The sequence below is a fragment of the Acinetobacter johnsonii CIP 64.6 genome (assembly GCF_000368045.1).
Lineage (GTDB): Bacteria > Pseudomonadota > Gammaproteobacteria > Pseudomonadales > Moraxellaceae > Acinetobacter > Acinetobacter johnsonii.
The window spans coordinates 352,771-375,692 of the sequence record NZ_KB849230.1; the positions used below are offsets into that span (position 1 = coordinate 352,771).

Below are 22,922 nucleotides of genomic sequence, written 5' to 3' on the forward strand. Positions count from 1 at the left end.
AAATACTCGGTTTACAATGCTTGAATTAAACGAACCACATGTTGGGTTGCATCGGGTTGTGCTTGCTGACGTGCTTTCACTGCCATTTCAGACAATAACTGACGGTTCATCAAGGGTAATAATAGTTCTTTTAAACTCTCGGGCGTCATGCTTGCTTGCGGGCAAATTTTGGCTGCACCGATATTGGCTAAAAACTTTGCATTGGCCGTTTGGTGATCATCTACTGCACTTGGCAGTGGAACAAACACCGCAGCCACACCCGCAGTCTCAATCTCGGTCACGGTTAACGCCCCAGCACGGCAAATAATTAAATCGGCATCGCTATAGGCTTGGGCCATATTTTCAATAAAAGGGCGGACTTCAACCTGAAGCTGTTCAGGGGCATCGGCATAACGCGCTTGGGTCGCCTCTGCATGGTTTTGACCACATTGATGATAAACGCTTAACGGCACATTCAATTGCTTCAATGCTTCAGGAACACGCTCATTTAACGCTTGTGCACCTAATGAACCACCCACAATTAAGACCCGAAGTGGCAGACCTGCTTTTTCACGTTCTTGATAACGCCAAGACGGATTTAAAATTTCCGTAATCTCTTTGCGGACGGGATTACCCGTGGTCACAATTTTATCTTGTGTCGCAAAGGTGTTTGGAAAAGCCTGACACACTGTTTTGGCAATACGTGATAACTGCGTATTGGTAAATCCAGCAATGGCATTCTGCTCATGAATAATGACAGGAATACCCAGTGCGCGCGCAGCCAATCCACCTGGCCCAGCGACATAACCCCCAAAGCCCGCGACGGCATCGACTTTGAGCTGCTTCATGTAACGCATTGCACTTAAAGTGGCTTTTAAAATTTTAAAGGGTGCCAATACTTTGCGGACTAAGCCATTGCCGCGCACACCTTGAATATCAATTTGATAAATTGGGATATCATGATTTTTAAGCAGGCGATTTTCCATACCTGTAGGCGTAGCAAGCCACGAGACTTGACAGCCTTGTTGCTGTAATTCCTTAGCCACAGCAAGTGCTGGAAAAACATGTCCGCCCGTTCCGGCAGCCATCATCATTACATGTTTCGGCTTTGTTTGTGTTGCTTCGGTCACAGTCTAATTCTTCAATTCTAAAAATATGGAAACAAAATTCAATTTTAAGCGATCAATTGTAATCACAAACGCATAGCCGCGAAAGATTATTTACTTTTTTTCAACAGGCATTTGATTGTTTTTTTCTACTGATTTTCAAGTTTAAACTAGATTTGTTATCAGATGTGCATTTTTACTCAAACTACAGCACACAATCAGGCTCAACAGTGCAATTGGAGATATTTAAAAATAAAACAATGAAGCTGATTTGAATCAAATATTTAACATCATTCTAAAGTGTAATTCACTTCATTTTAGCGGCTAGAAATACAATCTGAGTGCATACATTTGAACAGAATGAAAATTAGTGGTGTCTAGCAACATAATCCGCTTTATTTTCAACCAAATTGATACACTTTGCAGCAAAGTACAGCTCTATTTCAAAACCGACCACAACCATGAAAGAAAAAAGGAACCATTTCAGGTTCCTTTTCTGTCGTTTTAGCTGGCTTTGCCTGCTTCTAAGATATCAAATAAAGTATCGGCAATCGAGGTACCAAATTGCGCATCAATCTCACGAATACAGGTTGGACTGGTGACATTAATCTCGGTCACATAATTGCCAATCACATCAAGTCCGACAAAAACCAAACCTTTTTCACGTAAGAAAGGTCCCACTTTTGCGGCAATCGCCTTGTCGTTTTCAGTCAACGGACGTGCTTGACCCAAACCACCTGCGGCCAAATTCCCACGCACTTCGCCGTTTTGTGGAATACGCGCCAAACAGTACGGAATAGGTTCACCATTGACCAGCAAGATACGTTTATCCCCTTCCACAATTTCAGGAATATAACGCTGCGCCATAATCGGACGTGTGCCCATTTCCGTCAACATTTCCAAAGTTGAGCCAATGTTCACACCATCTTGATATAAACGGAAAATTCCCATGCCACCCATACCATCAAGGGGCTTCACAATCACATCACCATGTTCTTTAATAAATTCACGGATCAGGCTTTGTTGTGAAGTCACCAATGTAGGGACTTGGAGTTCTGGGAACTGCGTGGCAAACAGTTTTTCATTACAGTCACGTAAGGACTGTGGTTTATTGATAATCCACGCGCCTTCACGTTCTGCTTGTTCCAAAATATAGGTGGTGTAGACAAAGTTCATGTCAAACGGTGGATCTTTACGCATCAAGATCACATCGTAATCGGCCAAGGACTCTTTTTGCTGTTCGCCCAACTCAAAATAATGATCGTAGTCTTCAAACACTTTTAAGGGAGAAATCAGACCAAAGGCTTTGCCTTGATCGATATATAAATCGTGTTGTAATGCATAACCCAGCTCATGTCCACGACGGCTTGCTGCCCATAACATGGCCATGGTGGAATCTTTTTTCAGATTCACCGTTTCAATCGGATCCATCACTACCAGTACACGCATAATTCTCACGCTCATATTTTTTAAACTTGGCAAAAAGTATAGCGAAGTTTTCAGGTTTGGGTGCAACAAGTTGTGTAATAATTAAAGATTAAAAAATCTATTTTATTCAAATAACTACAACACATTGCAGTAACAAATCAGATACTAACTGCTCAATTCAACAAAGGAAGTATGCGCCTATTACCACGCGACAGCTCCTTTCCAAACCGTCTCCATTAAGCCAAAAGGCGTTGAATATCCTTGGCAATTTTTTCAGGTTTAACAATTGGCGCATAGCGTTTCACCACCTGCCCTTTTTGGTTAATGAGAAACTTGGTGAAATTCCACTTGATGCTTTGACTACCTAAAATGCCTTTCGCCTCAGACGTTAAATACTGATACAGCGGATGCGCTGTAGGACCATTCACGTCAACTTTGGCAAACATTGGGAAAGAGACCCCATAATTACGCTGACAAAAGCTGCCGATCTCTTCATTACTCGCAGGGTCTTGCTGCGCAAATTGGTTGCAGGGAAAACCTAAAATCAGCAGACCTTGCTGTTGATAGTCCTGATATAACTTTTCCAAGCCTTCAAATTGCGGGGTTAAACCACATTGGCTGGCGGTATTCACCACCAATAAAACCTTGCCCTGATAATCGGCCAGATTCTTTTGCTCACCTTCCAACAGTTCGGCCTGAAAATCATAAATTGTGGTCATTACATCTCTTCCATTCATCAAAATGTCATTACTTAAAGTCGCTTCAAGGACTGAAACGACCTTAGCCTTAGATAAATATCGCACACAATTAACTTGTGCACAAGATTATAATGCGCAATACACTTCCATCCCTATTTCATTTATACTGCTTTACAGACATTAACACCCCAAGGACATTCAACATGGCGGACACCCCTCTTTTAGAAAACCGCGTGTGTTTTGCCATGTATTCCGCAACCAATGCCATGGTTCGTCAATATCGTCCACGCTTACAGGTTTACGATCTGACCTATCCACAATTTATTGTTTTGTTGGCTTTATACGAGCAGGACAATGTGACGCTGACCGAGATTGGACAAAAAACCTTTTTTGACTCAGGCACCTTAACCCCAATTATTAAAAAACTAGAAGAAAAACAGTTTTTGAAGCGTGTTGCCGTCAAAGAAGATGAACGTATGAAAAAAGTCGTTCTGCTGGAAAAAGCACTGTTAGCCAAAGATAAAATTATGGCCATTCCTTTTGAGCTGGCATGTTCTTTAGGCCTAGATCCCGATGATTTGGTAGCCATCCATCAACTGTGTCAGCGTTTTTTAAACGGCTTAGAACAGCCTCAACACGCCAGTGGAGATACTTAAGTGCAACAAGCGATTGTTGGTTTTCATCTCGATGAAGAACATCATTGGGTGGCGGAACTAGCCTGTGGCCACACACAACATGTCCGCCATACTCCACCGTGGCAAAACCGCCCTTGGGTACAAACTGAGCAAGGACGCCAAGAAAAAATAGGCATTCTTTTAAGCTGTAAAAAATGCATGGAAAATCCACAAAAATAATTCTTTTGCATTTTTTTTAAATTTTAATGCTTATTTATCAATTTTTTAGAAAAATTAAAAAGCCTGTACAGCTGTACTTTTCAACCCAGTAAAACTATGTAGAAAAAATGAATATTACCATAAGTCTTGTTCATTTTTAGTAAATGATTATACTTCTCATTTTTATTGGCAATTCACTCTCTCCGAGCCTTAAATCATGATGAAATTTTCACCACAGCCGCTTTGTGGTTCTAACCTATTCAAATATAGCCTTCTCAGCTTTATGATTTTAAATGCGCATGCAGCCTATGCGGATGAAGCGACGCTACAAAATAATGAGAATCCCTCCTCTCAAGCGACGACAAACAAATCGGGCACAGCAGCAGTTTTGCCTACCTTGAAAATTGAGGCGATGAGTGAACTTGATCCAATCAAAAGCTATGTTGATTACGATCAGGCCAATGTCACACGGAATGGTTTAAAGAAAAAAGATATTCCTCAAACCATCGACACCATTGATGTACAGAAATATAAAATCTATGGCTCTAACGACCTCAGTGTGATGCTACAAGGCACACCAGGGGTATCCACCAGCTACGATATGCGCGGTGATGGCATTACCCTCCGTGGTTTCTCTGCCGACTCGGGTGATATTTACCGTGATGGTATCCGTGAAAGTGGCCAAGTGCGTCGTAGTACAGCCAATATTGAACGGATCGAAATTTTAAAAGGCCCTGCCTCGGTGTTATACGGGCGTAGTGCAGGCGGTGGTGTGGTCAATATGGTGAGTAAATACGCCAACTTTGACTCGAAAAGCTCAGTCGGTACTTACGTAGGCTCATATGATAACTACGGTGCAACCGCAGATATTAACCAAGTCTTAAATGACAACTGGGCTGTCCGTTTAACAGGTGAATACGGTGAAGCGGATAGTTTCCGCTCAGGCATCAACAGTAAAATTGAGATGATCTCGCCAAGTTTCACTTATAAAAATGATGATGAAACCCTTACGTGGACCACACAATATACCTATGACAAATTAGGTCGAGTACCTGACCGTGGTCCAAGTTATAGTGTTTTACCTGCTGGCACATCGATTAAAACGAGTTTTGCACAAAAAGGCGATTACGTTGATGATGTACTACAAGTCATTCGTTCAGATTTAAATTACGAATTTGCGCCGAATTGGAAATTCCATTGGGCAACAAGTTACCGCCAAGCAGATCAAGACTTTGATCATTTTTATGGTGGTACCTACTGTGCTTCAGATGCAACCACCAGTAATGGTGAAAACGCTTCTAGCACTCCACTTACACAACGTCGCTGCTACAACAATGTCGGAAAAATTTCGCAAAACTATTACTGGCAGCAAACATCTAATCGAACCACCACCAATACGTGGGATATTACAGGTGAGTTTGATACGGGCGCTATTAAACATAATCTTTTAGTGGGTACCGATTGGACCTATGAACAAAGAGAGCCGAAACTTTCTAATAAAAACGCCAATGGCAGTCGAATTGATGGTTTTTATGACCCAATTACAGGTCAATTAACACAGAATAATCGTGATAACGGTGCTAAAACCATTACTCAGCATAATTATAATGAAGGCACAAGCTACGGCTTTTTCATTCAAGACTTAATTAGTTTTAATGAATATTTCAAAGTAATGCTTGGTGCACGTTATGATTATTACGATACATCAACCACCAACAAATTATTAGCTTCTTCCGACATCAATTACCATCGTAGTATCAATGATGAAAGCTTTAGCCCCAACATTGGTTTCATTTGGCAACCCACAGATCAACACAGCTTCTATGCTTCATACAATAAAAGCTTTGCACCGTTTGGTGGGCGTGTAGGTGTCAGTGTTGTATCCGCAAATACCAATCTGAATACCTTTGATTCAGAACCTCAATATAATGAGCAATATGAAATTGGGGTCAAAAGTGACTGGTTTGATGACCGTTTAAATACCCAACTCTCAGTTTTTGACATTCGCAAAAATAATATTCGTTATGTACCTGATGACACTAAACCTGAAGAATGGGCAACTGCGGGCGAACATCAATCTAAAGGTCTAGAGTTTAGTTTTATTGGTCGCGTATTGGATAATGTATTTGTCCGTGGTGGATATGGTTATCTACAAGCCGAAGTTAAAAAAGACAAGCAAAATCCAGATAATGTGAATAAAGTGCTAAATAATGCGCCTGAACATACGGGTAACTTATTTGTTCGTTACTTACCTACAGAAAAACTCTATGGTGAAGTTGGTGTGACTTATGTGGGTGACTACAAAGCCTACCCTAATAGCAATTTAAGCAACCAGCCCTTGGATATGAAAGCTTTCTCACGTGTCGATGCAGCCATTGGTTATAGTGCTGATCCATGGAACCTGACCTTAGCTGTCAGTAACTTGACCAATAAAGAATACTGGCGTTCAGACTCTATGCCTGGTACACCGCGTAGCTTCCTCATGCGTTTGAACTACCAGTTCTAAACCCCTTCAGTTAAAACGCCATCACAAGCGGAACAGGTCACTGTTCCGCTTTTTTATGCTTATCAAGGAACGACTAAGTCAATCAATGCATGCTTCGAACCTTTTCTGATAAAGCGCAAGAAACGGATTTTCAGGCCTCGCTGGATTTGTTAGTGTTTTCTTAAGTTAAATGATTTCCGCGAGTAATCATGACAGAACATAGCAATTACGCACGTGTGGCAAAGGCAATTGAATACATTGAACAAAACTTCAAACAGCAACCCAGTTTGGCTGAGATTACAGAACACGTTCATTTAAGTCCTACACATTTTCAGCGTATCTTTAGCGAATGGGCAGGCATTAGCCCGAAGAAATTTCTGCAATATATTAGTGTGGAATATGCAAAGTCGGTTTTGAACAACCACACAGAAAATAATATTTTTGCAGCAACTTTTGACACTGGCCTTTCCAGTACCAGCCGATTGCATGATTTATTTGTCCAAATCGAAGGGATAACGCCCGCAGAATATAAACAGGATGGTGAAGCACTCCACATTCACTATAGTTTTGCAGAAACCATTTTTGGCTCCGTCATTATTGCCTCGACCCCTAAAGGGATTTGTCATATGGCCTTTACCGAAGCAGATCGGGATGCATTGACCTATCTGAAAAAACAGTTCCCACGCGCGACATTTATTGAAGATCAGGATGAATTACAACGCAAAGCGCTCGCAATTTTTCAGCACGATCAAAACAGCCTATCAGAGATTAAACTGCATCTGAAAGGCACCGACTTTCAGCTCAAGGTGTGGCAAAGTCTGCTTAAAATTCCCATGGGGCAGCTCAGCAGTTATGCGCATATTGCCCAAGAGATTGGGCAAGAGCGTGCCTCACGAGCAGTCGGAACAGCAATTGGCAGCAACCCCGTTGCCTTTTTAATCCCATGCCATCGGGTCATTCAGTCTTCAGGACAACGTGGCGGCTATATGTGGGGGACGACACGTAAAACTGCGATAATTGGTTGGGAAGGTGCGCATAGCCAAACGCCAACCGAATGAGAGAGCCAATAAAAAAGGAAGCCGAAGCTTCCCTTTTTTGTTTCAACGCTTAAACGCCATATTTCACGCGATAGGCTTCCATTTTTGCTAAAGCTTCTGTCTCACCTTTAGCCTCTAAATAATTCATCAAATCTTTCATGGTCACCAATGCATGCACAGGAATTTCCAATTCTTTTTGGACTTCTTGAATCGCAGACAGTTCACCTTGACCTTTTTCTTGGCGGTCTAATGCCACCAACACACCTGCAATCTGCGCACCTGCATTTTTCAAAATGGTGACTACTTCACGGATCGCTGTACCCGCAGTAATCACGTCATCAATAATCCAGACTTTTTTGCCTGCAACAGATGCACCAACCAAGACCCCGCCTTCACCATGATCTTTGGCTTCTTTACGGTTGAAACCCCAAGGCACACTTACCCCATGATTTTGTGACAAAGCCACCGCTGTTGCAGCAACAAAAGGAATCCCTTTGTACGCAGGACCAAAGACCACCTCAACATTGTTGCATTCTGTCAGTTTGGCTGCATAGCCAGACGCCAGTAATGACAAGGCTTCACCGTCATTAAGCAGACCTGCATTAAAAAAATAAGGACTCACACGACCCGATTTTAAAGTAAACTCACCAAATTTAAGCACACCACGTGATAATGCGAGTTCGATAAAAGCTTGAGGGTTAAATGTCGCTTGCGTTGTCATGCGGTGCTCCGTATTTTCAAATTGAGGTAAGACTTGCGCATGATACCAAAGAGTAGCTATCCAAGTGATCAAAAAATTTTACGTGTGGTTTCAATTAACGTAAATGGTCTACGTTCTGCAGAAAAAAAAGGGATTTTTGATTGGATTGCCACATCAGATGCTGATGTGATTTGCATGCAAGAATCTCGCATCACCCACGAACAATGGACCGATAAATTTAAACCTGAAGGCTGGCATACCCACCTGTTCCCTGCTGAACGTCCAGGGTATGCTGGCACTGCTATTTATAGCCGTTTACCATTTGTTTCAGTTACTGATGGACTTGGTTTTGAATTGGCCGATTCTCAAGGTCGCTTTATTTCGGCTGAGTTTGACTTAGGCTTAGACCAAAACGTGCATATTTGTTCACTCTATTTACCATCGGGTTCTTCTGGTGAAGAAGCACAAGTACGTAAAGATCACTTTTTAGAAGAATACAAACAAATTTTGAAACAATGGCGTGATGAAAATAAATCCGTGATTGTCTGTGGTGACTACAACATCGTGCATAAACGCATCGACATTAAAAACTGGTCAGGCAACCAAAAAGCCTCAGGCTGCTTACCGCACGAACGCGCTTGGCTCGATCATATTTATGATGAACTTGGCTATATCGATACTTTCCGTGAAGTGCGTCCAGAGGCTGAGCTTTATTCGTGGTGGTCAAACCGAGGACAAGCTCGTGCGAAGAACGTGGGCTGGCGCATTGACTATCAAGCTTGCTCACCTGACTGGAAAGCCCGTACAGTCAATGCTTGGGTCTATAAAGAAACATGGTTTAGCGACCATGCACCTGTCATTATTGACTACAAAATCTAGAAAAATTTAAGTATTTAGCTCATATTCAGTGAACATTTGTTTACTGAATATGAGCTCTTAACCTACATTATCTGCCGTTTTTTGAGTCTTTTTCTGATCAATCAATCAGTGCATTATGTTTCCACGGCAAAGGGACGATGTCAGGATGACAGCACAAGGACAGGACGCCGTAGGATGAAATTAAAACGAACTATGGAAATAGTTGGTTTTCAAGGATGTGACAATGGACGTTGTAATGAGACCCGCATGATCAGGATGATTAAATGCGGGTTTTCTCTTTTTTAGTCTCTGCCTTTTTTAATGCTTCTTCTTTTTATATTCTATTTTTCTTTGATTTAATTCTAAAACGCTTTTATGACAAGACGATGACGCTATTGGCTTAAATCGCGACACTAGAGCTGCTCTGCTTTTTCCGTTACTCTAAACCCAGCTTAAAATTCAGAAGGGTTTTCCATGTTAAACGTGTATGGCATTAAAAATTGTAATTCAATGAAAAAAGCATTCGACCTACTGAATGAGTTAGGTTTAGCGTATGAGTTTCATGATTATAAAAAACAAGGCATTGATGCTACGACTGTCAAAACATGGCTCGATCAGATTGGGGCAGATGTGGTCCTGAATAAGAAAGGTACCACTTGGCGTAAGCTGACTGAAGCAGAACAAGAGACTGCTTTAGCTTCAGAGCAAGGACTGATAGATACTCTCACGACCCATCACAGTCTCATTAAGCGCCCCGTGATTGCAACACCCGATGGTTTTATTGTGGGTTTCAATGAAGATGCAATTCGTGCCCTAAAGGCATTGTCTTGTCCTGAAATAGATTGACAGTATTCCACTTCAAACCGAGTTAAGCAATTAGCTCGGTTTTAGTTTGCTCATACATCTGATTCGGGGTGTTCATATTTAAACTTAAATGTGGTCTATAGTAATTATAAATCATGATAGATTCCGTAATTAAGTGATCTAACTCCTTCATGGTTTGACATCGTGTAGTTAAAAACTCCTGCTTTAATATTCCATTAATCCGCTCTGCTAATGCATTTTGATATGAGAAACACTGTTTCGCAAGGTATCCATCTGTCATGGAAGGACATATCCCATAATGGTGCAATGCCGATTGATATAGCTCAGAGCAATACTGAGAGCCTCTGTCTGAATGATGAATCATCCTAGTCGCTCGATCCGTCACATGCTGCATCGCCATATGTAGAGCCTGCATAACATTCTCCGCACGCATATCATTCGATAACTTATAACCTTTAATCTGACGGGTATAAGCATCTGTCACCAATGATAAATAATGTACGCCTTCAGCACTCTCAACATAAGTAATATCACTAACAAAGACTTCGTTGGCTTGCACTGCTGAATAATCCTTTAATAAATTTGGATGCTTCTTCATCCAATGCTTGCTATCCGTAGTTTTTGTATAGCGACGCTTGGGGCGAATCAATAAATTATGCTCTTTCAATATTTTAAATAACTGATCCCGTCCACACTTTAAACCACGCTGCAACAATTTGCCTTTAATAAGCCAATACAACTTACGTGTTCCGATACTTGGCATGAGACAACGATATTCCATAACCAACTCAAGTATTTGTTCAGTTGCTTGTGCAGTCATTTGAGCACGTTTTTCTGCTTGATAATAAGCTTGTCGGGTGATTCCCAACCACTGACAATAACGTGAAACGCTTAGTCCTCTTTGGCTTTGCCAATCTTTGAAACGTGCTCGGTATACTTTTTTCCAAGATCAGTCCCACATTCTTTATCAATGTGATAAATCACATCCTGAATAAATTCAGTTTTAAGCTTTTCTGCGGCTAACTGCTTTTCTAATTGGCGGATTCGTTGTTGGGGTGTTAATTGGCGTTTAGAAGAAGGCGGCATATTCGAAGTCCAGTCCTGTTGTCCGTGCTTGCGTAACCATACCAGCACAGTTGATCTTCCTTGAATACCATATTTTGCCTGAGCTTGTTTATAAGTAATTTGCCCTTTTTCTACTTCATGTACAACCATCATTTTAAAGGCAAAGCTATAATCACCTTGTGTACGTTTAACTCTTTGTTCTCGTTCATGTTCCATAAAATAAGCCTCTTAAAGGTGTAAACTTATTTCAGGACGGGACACATAACAAAAACAAAAAAGCCGAGCAATTGCTCGGCTTTTTTTGTTGGATGAGATTAGTTCGCGCGAATCCAAGTTTGGTTACGGCCAAGTGCAGCCACACCAATATAGCCACGAAGCTCTAGTTTTTTACCACCAGCAGCAATGTTGCCTTTTAATTTATAAGTTTTACCCGTTTGCGGATCTAAAATTGATCCACCTTCATAGCTTGTACCACCCGCGTTTTTCAGACCATGTACAATCGTTAAACCTTTCAACGATTTGTTTTTGTATGGGCCTTCACACTTGGTACATGCATTTTCTTCACCTGGTGTCAAAATACCTTGAATACTCGCAGTTAAAGTTCCATTTTTTTGCTCTGTGAATTTAACCAAAGCTTTCGCTTGTTTAGTTTTGTCATCAATCGTTTTCCAAACAGTGCCATTCAGCGGATCTGCTGCATGAGCTAGAGCGGTTAATCCTAGTACGCTTAGTGCAAGTGCAATTTTTTTCATTTTTGTCATTTCCCTAGTCTAGTATAGACGACTATCATTATTAAAAAGTCACAACAATTTTTCAATTTTTCAATGTGACCAATTAGTGTAACCTTGTAAATTATGTTGGTAAATACACAAACTCAAGGTAAAACAAATAACAAAATGGAATAACTATGAAGATTGCCGATCCATGGAAACAAATTTTTACGGAGCAGTTGTTAAAAACCACGATTCGAACCCCAAGTCGCTTTAGTCTCCCACCCAGTAGTCAGCGGTTTCTTCTTGAACAAATGTGCCGTGCATTTCCGCTCAATAAATCGATTCGGATTCGCCCTCTACGTCTTGCAGGCCTGCGTGCGGAAGAATTAAAACCTGAAACTGAAGCCACTCAGCTCATTTTGCACATTCATGGTGGGGCTTTCTTTTTAGGTTCAATGAATACCCATCGCGCGTTTGTCTCAGACCTTGCAGCCAGCACACAAATGCAGGTTATTCACCTTGACTATCCTTTGTCACCTGAACATCCCTATCCTGAAGCTATTGATGCGCTGTTTGATGTTTATCAGCTGTTATTGGAACAAGGTATACAGGCCAAAGATATTATTTTATCGGGGGATTCATGTGGTGCAAATTTAGCGCTAGCCTTAGCACTACGCATTCGTGATGAGCAACGTCCTCAAGTCAGTGGATTAATTCTACTTTCGCCGTTTTTGGATTTAAGCTTAACCAGTGAGTCTATTCGCTATAACAGCAAGCTTGATGCACTATTATCCGTCGAAGCCCTTGAAACAGGCATCGACTATTATGTCCCAGAACAAATTGACCCAGCGGACCCGCTCGTTTCACCTTTATTTGATGATTTAGCAGACCTCCCGCCAACCCTTGTACAAGTCGGTTCGAAAGAAATTCTCTTGGACGATGCGCAGCGGTTTAGAGATAAAGCGACCAAGGCAGGTGTAGATGTGACATTTAAACTATACACAGGCATGTGGCATAACTTTCAAATGTTTAATGCATGGTTTCCAGAAGCTAAAATGGCATTGGATGACATCGCAACGTTTGCTCAAGCGCTTGACCAAGACTAAACAAATTCCGCATAAAAAAAGGTCAGCTGAACGCTGACCAAATGAGGAATCATGGAACTACAGTTATTGTTATTAGATCGCTTGCACCTGCGCTAAAGCTGCTGCAATGGCTTTGTCTTTCAGCTCTGGGCCCATATTCACGCCTTCAGCACGAATGATTTCAACATCGGTCACACCAGTAAAATTAAAAACAGTTTTTAAGAAGCCTTCTTGGAAGTCAACAGGACTATTTTCACCATAGACACCACCGCGACTACTGGCAATATAGGCTTTCTTGTCACCAGCCAAACCGACAGGACCATTTTCCGTATATTTAAAGGTACGACCTGCAACACTAATGCGGTCAATCCATGCTTTTAAAGTCGAAGTAATCCCGAAGTTATACATCGCCGCACCAATCACCACAACGTCCGCATCTAAGTATTGTTGAATAATACGTTCGCCCAGAGCCGATTGTTCTACATTTTGACCCATTAAAATTTCTGCGTCTAAATGTGGAATCGGCTGCGTTGCCAAGTCCAAATATTCAACCTCAACTTGTGCATGCTTTTCGCTGAGTTGCGAAACAATGGCTTGGCTCAACTGACGAGATACAGAGGCATCCGCCATAATACTTGAATCAATGTGTAAAACTTTCATGGGATGTTCCCGCATAATCTTTATTGAATAGCTGCATCTTAAAAGAATCCCGCTCTTAGAATAATTGGTTTATTTAAAACACTATGTTGCAAAAATAGAACACTTTTCCCTTTTTATAGGGATATTTTTTCTATGATTTTAGATGCTATCTTTAAATTCAATTTTAAGAATTAATTACACTATTTAAATTTAAAAGAATATGAAAGTAGAGGATAAAAAGATTGAATGAATTCACTAGCCTCCAGCTCTAAAAAATTAAATAAAAATAAACTTTATTAAATAAAAATAAACTTTCTCACTATTTACTGGAAGAGGAAGTCATCATGAATTGGAGCACCTTGAAAAAGTGCATTCTGATGTTGGTTTTGGCTTGCATTATTCATGTTGCTTGGCTCGGTTGGGATAGCTTTATCCTACTGAACCCGCAATATTGGCAGGTGGTCAATCTCGATATTGTACGCATCCAATTTGTACTGAACTCTATCTTTTTACTGACCTTGTCAGGACTGATTTATCCCTGCTATGTCCTACATGATCGCGTCTGGGTACAGCGTTTTTTACCCTATGTCGCGATCGGGATTTTTGTCATTTCTCTTTGCCAAGACAGTTATTTCGTCGGCGTATTAAGCCCAATGACTATGATTACCTACATGTGCTTGCTGACCGTGGGCTTAGTCCTGTTTAAACGCAAAATCATTTATATCATGCTGATTCCCGCAACCAGTTTTTTGGTCTTTTCAGGCTATCTCAGTTTTATAGATGTCATGCCCTACTCTCCACTTTTCACCATTAACGGCAAGCTGTTTTATAATGGGTTTTGGTTATTTTCAATGCTGTATTTCATTGCCCCTATTCTTGTCACTTGTCTGATTTTATTTGAAATCTTACTCAGTCAATGGCGGCATCGTGAGCGACTAATTCAACATTTAAGTCAGATCGACCCACTGACCAATACATTTAACCGTCGCCGTATTAGGCAAAGTTTAGAGTATTTGCATCAGCAAGATCCGCATAATCCCTATGCCGTCGTCCTCTTAGATCTCGATCATTTTAAAAGCATCAATGACCAATTTGGACATCATATGGGAGATAACGTGCTCATCGCCGTGAGCCAAGAATTAAATGACCAGATACAAAAACATGACCTAGTGGGGCGCTTTGGCGGAGAGGAGTTTATCCTTATTTTAAAACATGCTTCACTCCCTAAAGCCTATCAAATTGCGGAACGTTGTCGCACTACCATCGAGGCTTTAGTCATTAGCAATGATGAAGGTCAATCTATCCACGTTACAGCTAGTTTTGGTATTGCACAATCTCACCATGGACTCAGACCTCAGCAAGTTTTGAGTCAAGCAGACAAAGCACTCTATGCCGCTAAAGCCAGTGGACGTAATCAAATCAAATGCTATCTTGAAATCAATCCCGGTGAGATCAAATATAGCGCCGCATGTGCAGACACACAGCATATTTCACCTAACTAAACTGCTTCTGCCCGTGCCGCGTCGACCCATTGTTTAACCGCAGAATGCTGCATAATGTGTTGCATATACTGCTGGCTGCATTCAGATACAGGCAGTGCATAACTCTTGAAACGCATCACCACAGGTGCATAGAAGGCGTCGGCTATAGAAAAATCACCAAATAGAAAGGTATGCTCATCCGAACGCTGTGCCCAAATTTGTTCAATTCGTTCGACATCTGCTCTTAATTCAGCATGCTGCGCACACAAAGCTAGCCCCTCAGCTATGCTGTACTGCGCTTGAATATTCATCGGGCATAATTGGCGTAGTGCCATAAAACTACTGTGCATCTCACCACTGATACTCCGTGCTTCTGCTCTCAAATAGTCAAGCTTGGGCCACAGGGCTAAATCTGGATTTTGCTCAGCCAAATATTCACAGATGGCTAAAGAGTCCCAAACTTTAAATTCACCCACGTCCAATATGGGCACTTTAGCATTGGCATGAATGTGGGACAGTTGCTGCTTAAAGGTGGGGGCTTCTGCATCAAAACGAATGAGGATTTCTTCAAAATCCAGATCAAATGCAGTCAAGACCAACCACGCTCGCATCGACCAACTGGAGTAATTTTTATTGGCAATATATAAACGTTGCATCACCCTTCTCCCTCAGGTTTAAAAACGTTGTAATTGAGCTAAAAGTTCAGCCTCAGTAAATGCACCGGTTAAACGTAAACCACGAATTTCTTGTTGTGAGGCATCTAAGAATAAATAGGTCGGTGGTCCTAAAATATCCCACTGGTTTAAGAGCAGTTGATGGGTTGCATCGTAATGACTCAAATCTAATTTGATCAAATAATACGGCGCAAGCGCTTGCTGTACCGTTGCAGACTTTAATATACGGTGTTCAATCGGCTGACAAGCAACACACCAATCAGCATAGACATCGATAATGATCTTTTGACCTTTTGGTGCTTGTGCCAAGAGCTGCTTAAACTCCGTTGCCGTCGCTGCCACATGCCAACGTGCAGATGTAGCCACTGGCGCTTCAAAGAAACGCTGACTCTGCTGATATTGGCTATAGGCAATGTACGTCCCGCCAATGATTAAAGCCACAATGTACAGCATACGCAACTGAGTTTTATGCCACATCAAACGATACAACACATAAATAATAAAGCTCAAGCCTAGCAGCAGACTCAGTGCTTGCATCCATGTTTCAGAAAGCAAAGGACGCACAAAATACAGCGCTAAAGCCAACATGATGAAAGCAAAGAATACCCGAACCTGATTCATCCACAGACCAGCACGAGGCAATACCTTAGCACCCAGCACGCTTGCCAATAACAATGGTGTCCCCATACCAAAGCCTAAGGTGAACAGCAAAATGGCCCCTTGCCACTGGCTTTGTGTCTGTGAAATAAATAGTAAAGCGCCTGCCAAAGGTGCCGTCATACACGGTCCAACCAACAGCGCAGAGATCATGCCCATAATCGCGGCACTGATCAGGCTGCCACCCTTTTGCATAGACTGGATATGATCGAGTTTATTCACCACGGCTTGCGGCAGTTTAAGTTCAAACAAACCAAATAGATTGAGCGCGAATAAAACAAAAAGAATGCTAAAAGCAATCAGGGTAGATGGCTGTTGTAACCAACGCTGGAAGTTCAAACCCGCAGATGAGGCCACCAAGCCCAAAATGGCATAGACCATGGCCATACTGCACACAAAGACCAAGGCAATCATCCATGCTTTGAGGCCTTTGCTATCGCGAATAATTAATGAGGTTAAAATCGGCAACATCGGCAAAGAACACGGCGTAAACGCGAGTAATATCCCGAGGCCAAAGAACAGTAATAAACCATAGGCCAATGAGCTTTTGGCTAACTCTTCAGACCAAATTTGATCTTGCGCAGCCATCGCATCGGAAGCTGTTACGGCGGGTTCAGCAGTGACTGTTGGGTTGATCGGCTCAAATTGCGAATTCGACTGCGCGGCTAAATCTAACAGTCGTTTTGATCCACCCGCTTGATCTTGTAGGCTGACCAAGCCATTGACATCAGTTTTAAACTCAATACTTTGCGGTGGATAGCAAATGCGATCTTTGGCACAGCCTTGCCAAGTCACCTTATAAGTTTGTGAAGCCTGTGTGTCTAAGTCAAATTGCACTTGTTGATAATAAACTTGGGTGTGTCCATAGTTTTCATCATACAAATCATGCGCAGGCGGCAGCTCAAGCTTAAGGGGCTGACCCGCCTGCTGTACTTCAAATTTGTGCTGATACAGATAATACTGTTCAGGGATATTCCAGTGCAGTTGAGCGGTATGCTCAGTCGTGGATTCCACTGTAAATGGAAAAGCATCTTCAGCTGAAAGGAGTGGAGTTTCTGCATGAACGTTTAGGATACTGGCCCAGATACACAGATTGATGATCAATACTGACAGCGCCAGATACCACGTTTTGCCGCTCATCCCCTGTTTCAGATGAAGATGCTTTTTCATAATATGTTCTTTTTTCTAATTAAAATAAGTATGAAACGCCAAGGCCTGAATAATAACTTTTATCTGCACCATTTAAGTCGACACCAACACTTGCGTCCAACTGCATCCGATTATTCACCGCATACATGACACCTGTACCGAGCGCATATTCATTGTCTTGACTTTCTGCTTTACGATAAACCAATTCAGAAAAACCACTGAGTTTATCGGTAAATTGGTACTCTAAAGTCGGAATTGCAGAAATGGCCCAATCACTATTTTGCACTTCATAACGCATGGTGATGGATGTCGACACGAGGTCGCTATAATCGTATGCCACCACAGATGACAGGCTATAAATATCATCTTCATTGGTGAAACCATCATTACCTGTGGCAATAATTGCTTCAGCCAGTACCGCCATACTCAAGCGTTCATCATCCAAGGGAATCGCCGCTTTTACACCGACACTGACATCACCCAAACCGTCTGTTTCAGACTTATGGCCAGCCACTTTCACTTGTTGCCAAGAGGGTCCAGCCCAACCCAATTGCAATTCGATATTTTCAGCTAAACCTGTGCGCAATAACATATCTGCATTTAAGCTGGTGGTTTTGAATTTTTCACCATCAGCCGTAGTCGATTCAGCATAGTGCGCATTGGCCAAGCCCTGCTCCCAAGCCAACTGCCCCACAGGCGTAATCCCTGTGCCTATACCCGAACCTGGGCGGTCAAAGGAAAAATCTGTAGCCATCGCATTCATACTGAACCCAGTGGCTACACATAAACCTAAATGTTTTAATTGCATCATGATGATCTCGCTGTTTAAGCTAATTCTTTTGTCATTTTTGCACCATGCTGGCGAAGCAACTCTAAGGTTTGCTTTTCTTCAGCCAATGCTTCGGCCCAATTAATTTCGTCAAATTCACAATCAAAGAATAAATCGCTAATGGAGGATAAAATGGTTAAACCATCTTCATCTTTGGTGTTTGGATCGACTTTTTCGTCCAACAAACGTTTGACCGCGGGCGCACATGCAGCACTTGCCGCATCCCAAAGTGGGCCATAAATTTCTTCTGTATCCCACAAATGCAAGTTTGCTTTGCCATGAATCAGTTGTTCTAAAATGTCTAAATGTACCGCTAGAGTCTGTTGTTTTTCTTGTTCTGACAGCGGTGCGCCTGCTTCATACGCTTCGCAAATCGCTTCCCACCATTTGAATAAGCCGTCTGACCAAACAGAAATCACAGGTCCTTTTTCAGGATCGATAAAATTGAGACTTAACCCATCGGTCAATAGACGTTGAATTTGTTGAAGATCTAATTCTTCAAGTGCTTGCACGAAAGCTTGTTGTTGCGCGGTTAACATGGAGATGACGCTCTTCAATTCAGTTTATTCTATTATGCCGAATAAACGGGACATTTGTTATCCGTAATGTTGGATAAAAGTGAGTGTCCAGCATTAAAAAAGCCCCTGATTGAGGGGCTTCTTTAAATTCGGTGAGGTTTAATCTTCCTCATCATCAACTAGGCCATCATCCTGATCTGCATATACAGGTTGGCCAGCACGTGGTTTATCATTTTTTTCAAAGGTATGTTCTAAACTACGTTTAAGGCGATCGATCGCGCCATGAATCGCAGTATCGACATTATGACCTTTATGATTTACAACCACGGGTTTTAAACCTGCTGGACGCGCTTCAATCATACATTGAATGTCGTCATCTCCGCCTTTATGGCTATTGGCATCACTTAGATGCACTGAAAAGTGGGTAATGCGCTCACTGTGACGTTGAAATTCTTGATTCAGCTCTTCGCGTATATAACTAATTAAACGGTCACTATTTTGAATGTTTTTATCTGTACGGATTTCTATGTTCATAAAATAACATCCTCTCTCTTTCTTTATTCGACTCTTTTTTTGTACCAAGATTTTTATCTCTTGGCACACTTGTAACTTACTGTTTTAACAGTATTCGACCATCTTCAATTGCTTTGGAATGTAACCTCCATCGATTGAATGATGAACACTTTTGAGTCTGCAGATCTGTGTCCTTCTCCTTTGAATATCGGGCCTAACTGAAAATTATGCAAGTGATATTTTTAAAAAAATATGAAAAGGATACTTATTGTGACAAGCCCTTACTTACATGGCTAAAAACAGATGGATTTGATTCCATCTTCTAACTATTCACGTGACTTCATTGGCTAGAATGAACAAAAAAATCTAATGATTATGACAACTTCAATTACGGCAGGAATGACTCCACGCATCGATCATTCATTCTTTGCAAACATCCCCCAATAAGTGCAAACCCTGTTCCATTCTAGGATTCTCTCGAGCAGTATCATGTCGATATTGCTAAATTTATTATTCAATCACCTAACATTTTTTCCAAGAAGGTCCATATCAAATTAAGTGTCATGCCTGAAAGGCAACATTAAACCATTTGGTAAAAAAAGTATAAAAAATGGCTCATTTTGATATCTATTTTCCATGACGTTCGTCAAATTTGGCTTTATTTTTGCTTAATAATCGGTATCCTGTATCCGATTTTTTGGGGAAATATTCATGAAACTGACTCAAATTGCTGCTTTCGTAGCATTATCTTCTGCTGCGGCAATTTCTCAAGCTGCGCCGATTTGGCAAGACTTTAGCTTCACTGGTTTATATGGTGAAAACTATGCTCATCCTGTAAATATGGATGACAACAACCAGCAAACGACTGCAACTGTAGAATATACTGCTAAGTTAAAATATGGTGATTTTTTCGGCTTTGCTGACCGTGCTCACAATGACTTTGAAAACAGCACATATTTCGAGCTTTCTCCTCGTTTAAGCTTAAGCGCAGTGACAGGGACTAAATTAGAAGCTGGTCCGATCAAAGATATTTTAATTGCAGGAACATGGGAAGCGAACAGCTCTAACTACCCAGGTGCAGACTTCAATAACTACCTCTATGGTATTGGTTTTGATCTTGCTATTCCTTATTTCCAATATGCTCAACTTAACTTCTACAAAGCAGACAATGAAAAAGGGACTACTGATGACTACCAAATGACTGCTGCCTACGGTATCCCAGTTAAACTTGGTTCAGAAGATTTTCTTATTGACGGCTTCCTTGACTGGTCAACAGGTGAAAATGCAACTCATGCAAGTGAGTTAAACTGGACAACTCAATGGAAATGGAATGTAGGTAAACACATTTCTCCAGATACACGTCTTTATGTGGGTGTTGAGCACTCAGTTTGGAACAACAAATACGCCATCAAAGGTTTAGACCAAAATGACGTAAGTGCATTAATCAAATACCACTTCTAATTCACTTTTGTGAATATCCAAAAGCAAGACTTCTGTCTTGCTTTTTTTTATGCAAAAGCAGCATGATACCCCTACCAACGCATACAACCTTGCCTTCATGTCTTTTCTCATTCGTCCAGCCACTGAACACGATCTGCCCGAGATCCAAAACATTTATAATGCAGAAGTCTTATATGGTATGGCCACTTGGAATGAACATACCTATGATCTAGCGCATTTCCAAAAACAGCTACAACACTTTCAACAGAATCAATTTCCATTTTGCGTGGTGGAAGACCAAGAAACACAGGCCATTGCGGGTTTTGCAGACTATGCCACTTTTCGCAATTTTTCAGGCTATCGTTATACCGTTGAGCACTCGATTTATATTTCACCCAACTATGCTCGTCAGGGCTTAGGCCAGCAGCTTTTAGCCTATTTGATTGAACAGGCGAAATTGCAGCAAATGCATGTCATGGTTGCAGGAATTGACCACGCCAATCTGGCTTCAATTGCTTTACATCAAAAGTTTGGCTTTGTACAAACTGGCTATATGCCCCAAGTCGGACGAAAGTTTGGGCAATGGCGTGATCTGGTGTTGATGCAACTGCTGTTAAATCAGTGAGATTGGCGTTAGATTGTCACTGGTGACGCTGATCACGGCATAGGTATGCTTGGCCGCATGTTCATAAAAGTTTCTGAGCTGAGCAAAGACTAAACTCAACTCGGCAAATTGCAATTCAATCGATTCGGTCTGGATGCCATGTTCCTGTTCTAAGCGTTTCAAACATGTGGTTTGCATATGTTTTTTAAAGTCATCGATAGCCAGTTTTTCTAAAGCCTCTTGGACTTCAACGACACGAACCGCGGTGTTATAACGTACCTCTGTAAGTTGTTTTTGGCGCTCTGCCAAGTGATGCTCGGCTTGTACACTCAAAGCAAGTAATGAAGTGCCAGACTTAAAACTGCCTTGCAATAAGGTCTGTAAGATTTTCCAGTTTTTACCTAAAAGCAGATGCGACTCGATGTGCTCCGAATTCAGCACATCGTCGATAGAAATAGATTCTAAAATCAATGTTTCCAAAGCATTGGGGCGAATACTTAATAATAATGTGTCCATATGGCAGCTCTTATTTTGTTGTTGCTTTGCATTAGCTTAACGCGTCTAAAAGCAGATCGCTCAATCAATTTGTATGAGTAATTTTTCATACAAAGTGAAAGACGACCAACCTTTACTTCCAACCCAAAGACCGATCAACACAGACTAAAACTTACCCCTCCTCGCAGATGTATATATTGAGACTCAAACATTCGAATCCCCAAAGGAGTTTTCGGTTTTGATTGGATGAGGACAGAACACCATTGTGATATTTTTCAGCTTGATAATGTGATAATTGAGGGTAAAATCAAAACAGTTCAGAAAAATTATGAGTTTTTAATAAGCAGACTAATGGAAAAAGAAGATTATAATGAAAAATACATGTTTTTAGCTGAGATTGCTCAAAATGAATATAATTTTGAACTAAATAGATCATCTAAATTTGACGAGAAGATAGGTCGGCAGATTACTCTTCTTAGCGTAATCATCGTTGCTTTTACTACGATGATAGCATCTACGTTTTTCGCCACTATTTTAACTAAAGCACCTATATTGGTAGGGCCTTTGATTTTAATCAACCTCTTTCTCTTAGGGATATTTCTATCAGGAGCATGGTACCAACTTTATTTAGCTAGCAACTTACATAGCTCATCAAAATTCCCTATTGCAGAAGAGTCATTAAAGAATAAAGTTAAGTCAAAAGGTGAAATACCCGCAGCCACTTATTGGCACGTATATCTAACCTACGTTAATTGTATAAGTGACAATAGAGAGGCTCTAAAACAGCGGCTTGAGTTTATTAAAAAATCACAGAATTTCATTAAAGCGGCTGCAATTTCATTCATAATTCTTTTAGCGTTAATTTTTTTCGCACAACTTTACTTATTTCTAGTTCAAGGCGGTATAAAATGACACACTCCAAAGATGATAAAAAAATACAAAAAAAAGCATCTGCACGAAGAAGAATACATACTAGATCATTACCTGGTCACTATTTAGGCCTTGTCATAAGGCCAAACCAATCATATGAGTTTGAGCCAGATCCTAATGATAAAGGATCCAAGCCAACCAAAGAATTTGATCCAAAAAGAATAAAGGATTGATTTAAAGT

Annotated in this window: 25 protein-coding genes and 1 pseudogene; 13 read left to right on the forward strand and 13 right to left on the reverse strand. The window is 41.2% G+C overall.

Features of this window, described 5'->3' with window-relative positions; translation table 11 throughout:
• Positions 1 to 11: 11 nt before the first annotated feature.
• The 3 genes from murG to F986_RS02840 all read right to left on the reverse strand — a co-directional run bounded on the left by murG (position 12) and on the right by F986_RS02840 (position 3,232).
• Complete coding sequence (gene murG / locus F986_RS02830) at positions 12 to 1,109, reverse strand: undecaprenyldiphospho-muramoylpentapeptide beta-N-acetylglucosaminyltransferase (protein WP_017396895.1); 1,098 nt, start codon at positions 1,107 to 1,109, stop codon at positions 12 to 14.
• A 480-nt stretch (positions 1,110 to 1,589) separates the two neighbouring features.
• Complete coding sequence (gene gshB, locus F986_RS02835; RefSeq protein WP_004691734.1) at positions 1,590 to 2,534, reverse strand: glutathione synthase; 945 nt, start codon at positions 2,532 to 2,534, stop codon at positions 1,590 to 1,592.
• A gap of 215 nt (positions 2,535 to 2,749) precedes the next feature.
• Positions 2,750 to 3,232 (reverse strand): glutathione peroxidase, encoded by a 483-nt coding sequence (locus tag F986_RS02840; protein ID WP_004691735.1) that lies wholly within the window; start codon positions 3,230 to 3,232, stop codon positions 2,750 to 2,752.
• Positions 3,233 to 3,414: 182 nt separating this feature from the next.
• On the opposite strand from F986_RS02840, the gene F986_RS02845 reads away from it, so the two are divergent.
• From F986_RS02845 to F986_RS02860, 4 genes are all read left to right on the forward strand, one after another.
• Entirely contained in the window at positions 3,415 to 3,867 is a 453-nt protein-coding gene (locus F986_RS02845; RefSeq protein WP_004691736.1) for a MarR family winged helix-turn-helix transcriptional regulator, read from the forward strand.
• A complete protein-coding gene (locus tag F986_RS02850) occupies positions 3,868 to 4,065 on the forward strand; it encodes a DUF3565 domain-containing protein (RefSeq protein ID WP_004691738.1) in 198 nt (65 codons plus the stop codon).
• Positions 4,066 to 4,264: 199 nt separating this feature from the next.
• On the forward strand, positions 4,265 to 6,550 hold the full coding sequence (locus F986_RS02855) for a TonB-dependent receptor (RefSeq protein WP_017396894.1): 2,286 nt from the start codon (positions 4,265 to 4,267) through the stop codon (positions 6,548 to 6,550).
• A 188-nt stretch (positions 6,551 to 6,738) separates the two neighbouring features.
• Positions 6,739 to 7,587 (forward strand): methylated-DNA--[protein]-cysteine S-methyltransferase, encoded by an 849-nt coding sequence (locus F986_RS02860; RefSeq protein WP_004691741.1) that lies wholly within the window; start codon positions 6,739 to 6,741, stop codon positions 7,585 to 7,587.
• A gap of 49 nt (positions 7,588 to 7,636) precedes the next feature.
• On the opposite strand, the gene pyrE is transcribed toward F986_RS02860, so the two are convergent.
• Positions 7,637 to 8,287, reverse strand: coding sequence for an orotate phosphoribosyltransferase (pyrE, locus tag F986_RS02865; protein WP_004691742.1), 651 nt, complete (start codon positions 8,285 to 8,287; stop codon positions 7,637 to 7,639).
• A gap of 39 nt (positions 8,288 to 8,326) precedes the next feature.
• Between pyrE and F986_RS02870 the strand changes: the two genes are divergently transcribed.
• Together F986_RS02870 and F986_RS02875 are read left to right on the forward strand one after the other, a co-directional pair.
• Positions 8,327 to 9,145: an exodeoxyribonuclease III gene (locus F986_RS02870; protein ID WP_004691743.1), complete on the forward strand. Its 819-nt coding sequence runs from the start codon at positions 8,327 to 8,329 to the stop codon at positions 9,143 to 9,145.
• Positions 9,146 to 9,598: 453 nt separating this feature from the next.
• A complete protein-coding gene (locus tag F986_RS02875) occupies positions 9,599 to 9,970 on the forward strand; it encodes a Spx/MgsR family RNA polymerase-binding regulatory protein (protein WP_004691744.1) in 372 nt (123 codons plus the stop codon).
• Positions 9,971 to 9,992: 22 nt separating this feature from the next.
• Here the strand turns inward: F986_RS02875 and F986_RS17720 are convergent.
• Positions 9,993 to 11,230 (reverse strand): IS3 family transposase gene (locus tag F986_RS17720; protein ID WP_100222789.1). Its coding sequence is split into 2 segments (ribosomal slippage): positions 9,993 to 10,894 and positions 10,894 to 11,230, totalling 1,239 coding nucleotides; the frame shifts between segments, so codons are not numbered across the junction.
• 98 nt (positions 11,231 to 11,328) lie between these two features.
• On the reverse strand, positions 11,329 to 11,766 hold the full coding sequence (locus F986_RS02890) for a DUF2147 domain-containing protein (RefSeq protein ID WP_004691748.1): 438 nt from the start codon (positions 11,764 to 11,766) through the stop codon (positions 11,329 to 11,331).
• 155 nt (positions 11,767 to 11,921) lie between these two features.
• On the opposite strand from F986_RS02890, the gene F986_RS02895 reads away from it, so the two are divergent.
• Positions 11,922 to 12,833, forward strand: coding sequence for an alpha/beta hydrolase (locus tag F986_RS02895; RefSeq protein ID WP_004691749.1), 912 nt, complete (start codon positions 11,922 to 11,924; stop codon positions 12,831 to 12,833).
• Positions 12,834 to 12,905: 72 nt separating this feature from the next.
• Here F986_RS02895 and F986_RS02900 read toward each other — a convergent pair whose 3' ends face one another.
• Entirely contained in the window at positions 12,906 to 13,472 is a 567-nt protein-coding gene (locus tag F986_RS02900) for an FMN-dependent NADH-azoreductase (protein ID WP_004691751.1), read from the reverse strand.
• Between the two features lie 323 nt (positions 13,473 to 13,795).
• Between F986_RS02900 and F986_RS02905 the strand changes: the two genes are divergently transcribed.
• A complete protein-coding gene (locus F986_RS02905) occupies positions 13,796 to 14,953 on the forward strand; it encodes a GGDEF domain-containing protein (protein WP_004691752.1) in 1,158 nt (385 codons plus the stop codon).
• On the opposite strand, the gene F986_RS02910 is transcribed toward F986_RS02905, so the two are convergent.
• From F986_RS02910 to F986_RS02930, 5 genes are all read right to left on the reverse strand, one after another.
• Positions 14,950 to 15,588 (reverse strand): glutathione S-transferase family protein, encoded by a 639-nt coding sequence (locus F986_RS02910; protein WP_004691754.1) that lies wholly within the window; start codon positions 15,586 to 15,588, stop codon positions 14,950 to 14,952. The genes F986_RS02905 and F986_RS02910 overlap by 4 nt on opposite strands.
• A gap of 18 nt (positions 15,589 to 15,606) precedes the next feature.
• Positions 15,607 to 17,433: a protein-disulfide reductase DsbD gene (dsbD, locus tag F986_RS02915; protein WP_004691755.1), complete on the reverse strand. Its 1,827-nt coding sequence runs from the start codon at positions 17,431 to 17,433 to the stop codon at positions 15,607 to 15,609.
• Between the two features lie 19 nt (positions 17,434 to 17,452).
• Positions 17,453 to 18,223 (reverse strand): transporter, encoded by a 771-nt coding sequence (locus F986_RS02920; RefSeq protein WP_004691756.1) that lies wholly within the window; start codon positions 18,221 to 18,223, stop codon positions 17,453 to 17,455.
• A 14-nt stretch (positions 18,224 to 18,237) separates the two neighbouring features.
• A complete protein-coding gene (locus tag F986_RS02925; protein ID WP_004691758.1) occupies positions 18,238 to 18,780 on the reverse strand; it encodes a hypothetical protein in 543 nt (180 codons plus the stop codon).
• 138 nt (positions 18,781 to 18,918) lie between these two features.
• Complete coding sequence (locus F986_RS02930; RefSeq protein ID WP_004691760.1) at positions 18,919 to 19,293, reverse strand: HPF/RaiA family ribosome-associated protein; 375 nt, start codon at positions 19,291 to 19,293, stop codon at positions 18,919 to 18,921.
• Between the two features lie 330 nt (positions 19,294 to 19,623).
• Here F986_RS02930 and F986_RS18525 point away from each other — a divergent pair.
• From F986_RS18525 to F986_RS02940, 3 genes and pseudogenes are all read left to right on the forward strand, one after another.
• Positions 19,624 to 19,830: pseudogene (locus F986_RS18525) on the forward strand (purine permease); the annotation flags it as partial.
• A 153-nt stretch (positions 19,831 to 19,983) separates the two neighbouring features.
• On the forward strand, positions 19,984 to 20,733 hold the full coding sequence (locus tag F986_RS02935) for an outer membrane protein OmpK (RefSeq protein WP_004691761.1): 750 nt from the start codon (positions 19,984 to 19,986) through the stop codon (positions 20,731 to 20,733).
• A 49-nt stretch (positions 20,734 to 20,782) separates the two neighbouring features.
• Entirely contained in the window at positions 20,783 to 21,337 is a 555-nt protein-coding gene (locus tag F986_RS02940; protein WP_004691762.1) for a GNAT family N-acetyltransferase, read from the forward strand.
• Here the strand turns inward: F986_RS02940 and F986_RS02945 are convergent.
• Positions 21,326 to 21,832 carry a DUF1877 family protein gene (locus F986_RS02945; RefSeq protein WP_004691763.1) on the reverse strand — a complete coding sequence of 169 codons (507 nt, stop codon included), beginning with the start codon at positions 21,830 to 21,832 and terminating at the stop codon, positions 21,326 to 21,328. The two genes, F986_RS02940 and F986_RS02945, sit on opposite strands and share 12 nt — an antisense overlap.
• Before the next feature lie 225 nt (positions 21,833 to 22,057).
• On the opposite strand from F986_RS02945, the gene F986_RS02950 reads away from it, so the two are divergent.
• Together F986_RS02950 and F986_RS02955 are read left to right on the forward strand one after the other, a co-directional pair.
• Positions 22,058 to 22,723 (forward strand): hypothetical protein, encoded by a 666-nt coding sequence (locus tag F986_RS02950; RefSeq protein ID WP_017397097.1) that lies wholly within the window; start codon positions 22,058 to 22,060, stop codon positions 22,721 to 22,723.
• Positions 22,720 to 22,914, forward strand: a complete 195-nt coding sequence (locus F986_RS02955; RefSeq protein WP_017397098.1) for a hypothetical protein — start codon at positions 22,720 to 22,722, stop codon at positions 22,912 to 22,914. Before F986_RS02950 ends, F986_RS02955 begins: the two co-directional genes overlap by 4 nt.
• Positions 22,915 to 22,922 lie beyond the last annotated feature (8 nt).

What these genes read in the sequence shown, in the direction of transcription:
- gshB (WP_004691734.1), bottom strand. Translation starts at nt 2,534, where the DNA reads ATGCGTGTACTGGTAGTGATGGATCCGATTGAAACGGTGAATCTGAAA.
- F986_RS02840 (WP_004691735.1), bottom strand. Translation starts at nt 3,232, where the DNA reads ATGACCACAATTTATGATTTTCAGGCCGAACTGTTGGAAGGTGAGCAA.
- F986_RS02845 (WP_004691736.1), top strand. Translation starts at nt 3,415, where the DNA reads ATGGCGGACACCCCTCTTTTAGAAAACCGCGTGTGTTTTGCCATGTAT.
- F986_RS02855 (WP_017396894.1), top strand. Translation starts at nt 4,265, where the DNA reads ATGAAATTTTCACCACAGCCGCTTTGTGGTTCTAACCTATTCAAATAT.
- F986_RS02860 (WP_004691741.1), top strand. Translation starts at nt 6,739, where the DNA reads ATGACAGAACATAGCAATTACGCACGTGTGGCAAAGGCAATTGAATAC.
- pyrE (WP_004691742.1), bottom strand. Translation starts at nt 8,287, where the DNA reads ATGACAACGCAAGCGACATTTAACCCTCAAGCTTTTATCGAACTCGCA.
- F986_RS02870 (WP_004691743.1), top strand. Translation starts at nt 8,327, where the DNA reads ATGATACCAAAGAGTAGCTATCCAAGTGATCAAAAAATTTTACGTGTG.
- F986_RS02875 (WP_004691744.1), top strand. Translation starts at nt 9,599, where the DNA reads ATGTTAAACGTGTATGGCATTAAAAATTGTAATTCAATGAAAAAAGCA.
- F986_RS02890 (WP_004691748.1), bottom strand. Translation starts at nt 11,766, where the DNA reads ATGAAAAAAATTGCACTTGCACTAAGCGTACTAGGATTAACCGCTCTA.
- F986_RS02895 (WP_004691749.1), top strand. Translation starts at nt 11,922, where the DNA reads ATGAAGATTGCCGATCCATGGAAACAAATTTTTACGGAGCAGTTGTTA.
- F986_RS02900 (WP_004691751.1), bottom strand. Translation starts at nt 13,472, where the DNA reads ATGAAAGTTTTACACATTGATTCAAGTATTATGGCGGATGCCTCTGTA.
- F986_RS02905 (WP_004691752.1), top strand. Translation starts at nt 13,796, where the DNA reads ATGAATTGGAGCACCTTGAAAAAGTGCATTCTGATGTTGGTTTTGGCT.
- F986_RS02910 (WP_004691754.1), bottom strand. Translation starts at nt 15,588, where the DNA reads ATGCAACGTTTATATATTGCCAATAAAAATTACTCCAGTTGGTCGATG.
- dsbD (WP_004691755.1), bottom strand. Translation starts at nt 17,433, where the DNA reads ATGAAAAAGCATCTTCATCTGAAACAGGGGATGAGCGGCAAAACGTGG.
- F986_RS02920 (WP_004691756.1), bottom strand. Translation starts at nt 18,223, where the DNA reads ATGATGCAATTAAAACATTTAGGTTTATGTGTAGCCACTGGGTTCAGT.
- F986_RS02925 (WP_004691758.1), bottom strand. Translation starts at nt 18,780, where the DNA reads ATGTTAACCGCGCAACAACAAGCTTTCGTGCAAGCACTTGAAGAATTA.
- F986_RS02930 (WP_004691760.1), bottom strand. Translation starts at nt 19,293, where the DNA reads ATGAACATAGAAATCCGTACAGATAAAAACATTCAAAATAGTGACCGT.
- F986_RS02935 (WP_004691761.1), top strand. Translation starts at nt 19,984, where the DNA reads ATGAAACTGACTCAAATTGCTGCTTTCGTAGCATTATCTTCTGCTGCG.
- F986_RS02940 (WP_004691762.1), top strand. Translation starts at nt 20,783, where the DNA reads ATGCAAAAGCAGCATGATACCCCTACCAACGCATACAACCTTGCCTTC.
- F986_RS02945 (WP_004691763.1), bottom strand. Translation starts at nt 21,832, where the DNA reads ATGGACACATTATTATTAAGTATTCGCCCCAATGCTTTGGAAACATTG.
- F986_RS02950 (WP_017397097.1), top strand. Translation starts at nt 22,058, where the DNA reads ATGAGGACAGAACACCATTGTGATATTTTTCAGCTTGATAATGTGATA.
- F986_RS02955 (WP_017397098.1), top strand. Translation starts at nt 22,720, where the DNA reads ATGACACACTCCAAAGATGATAAAAAAATACAAAAAAAAGCATCTGCA.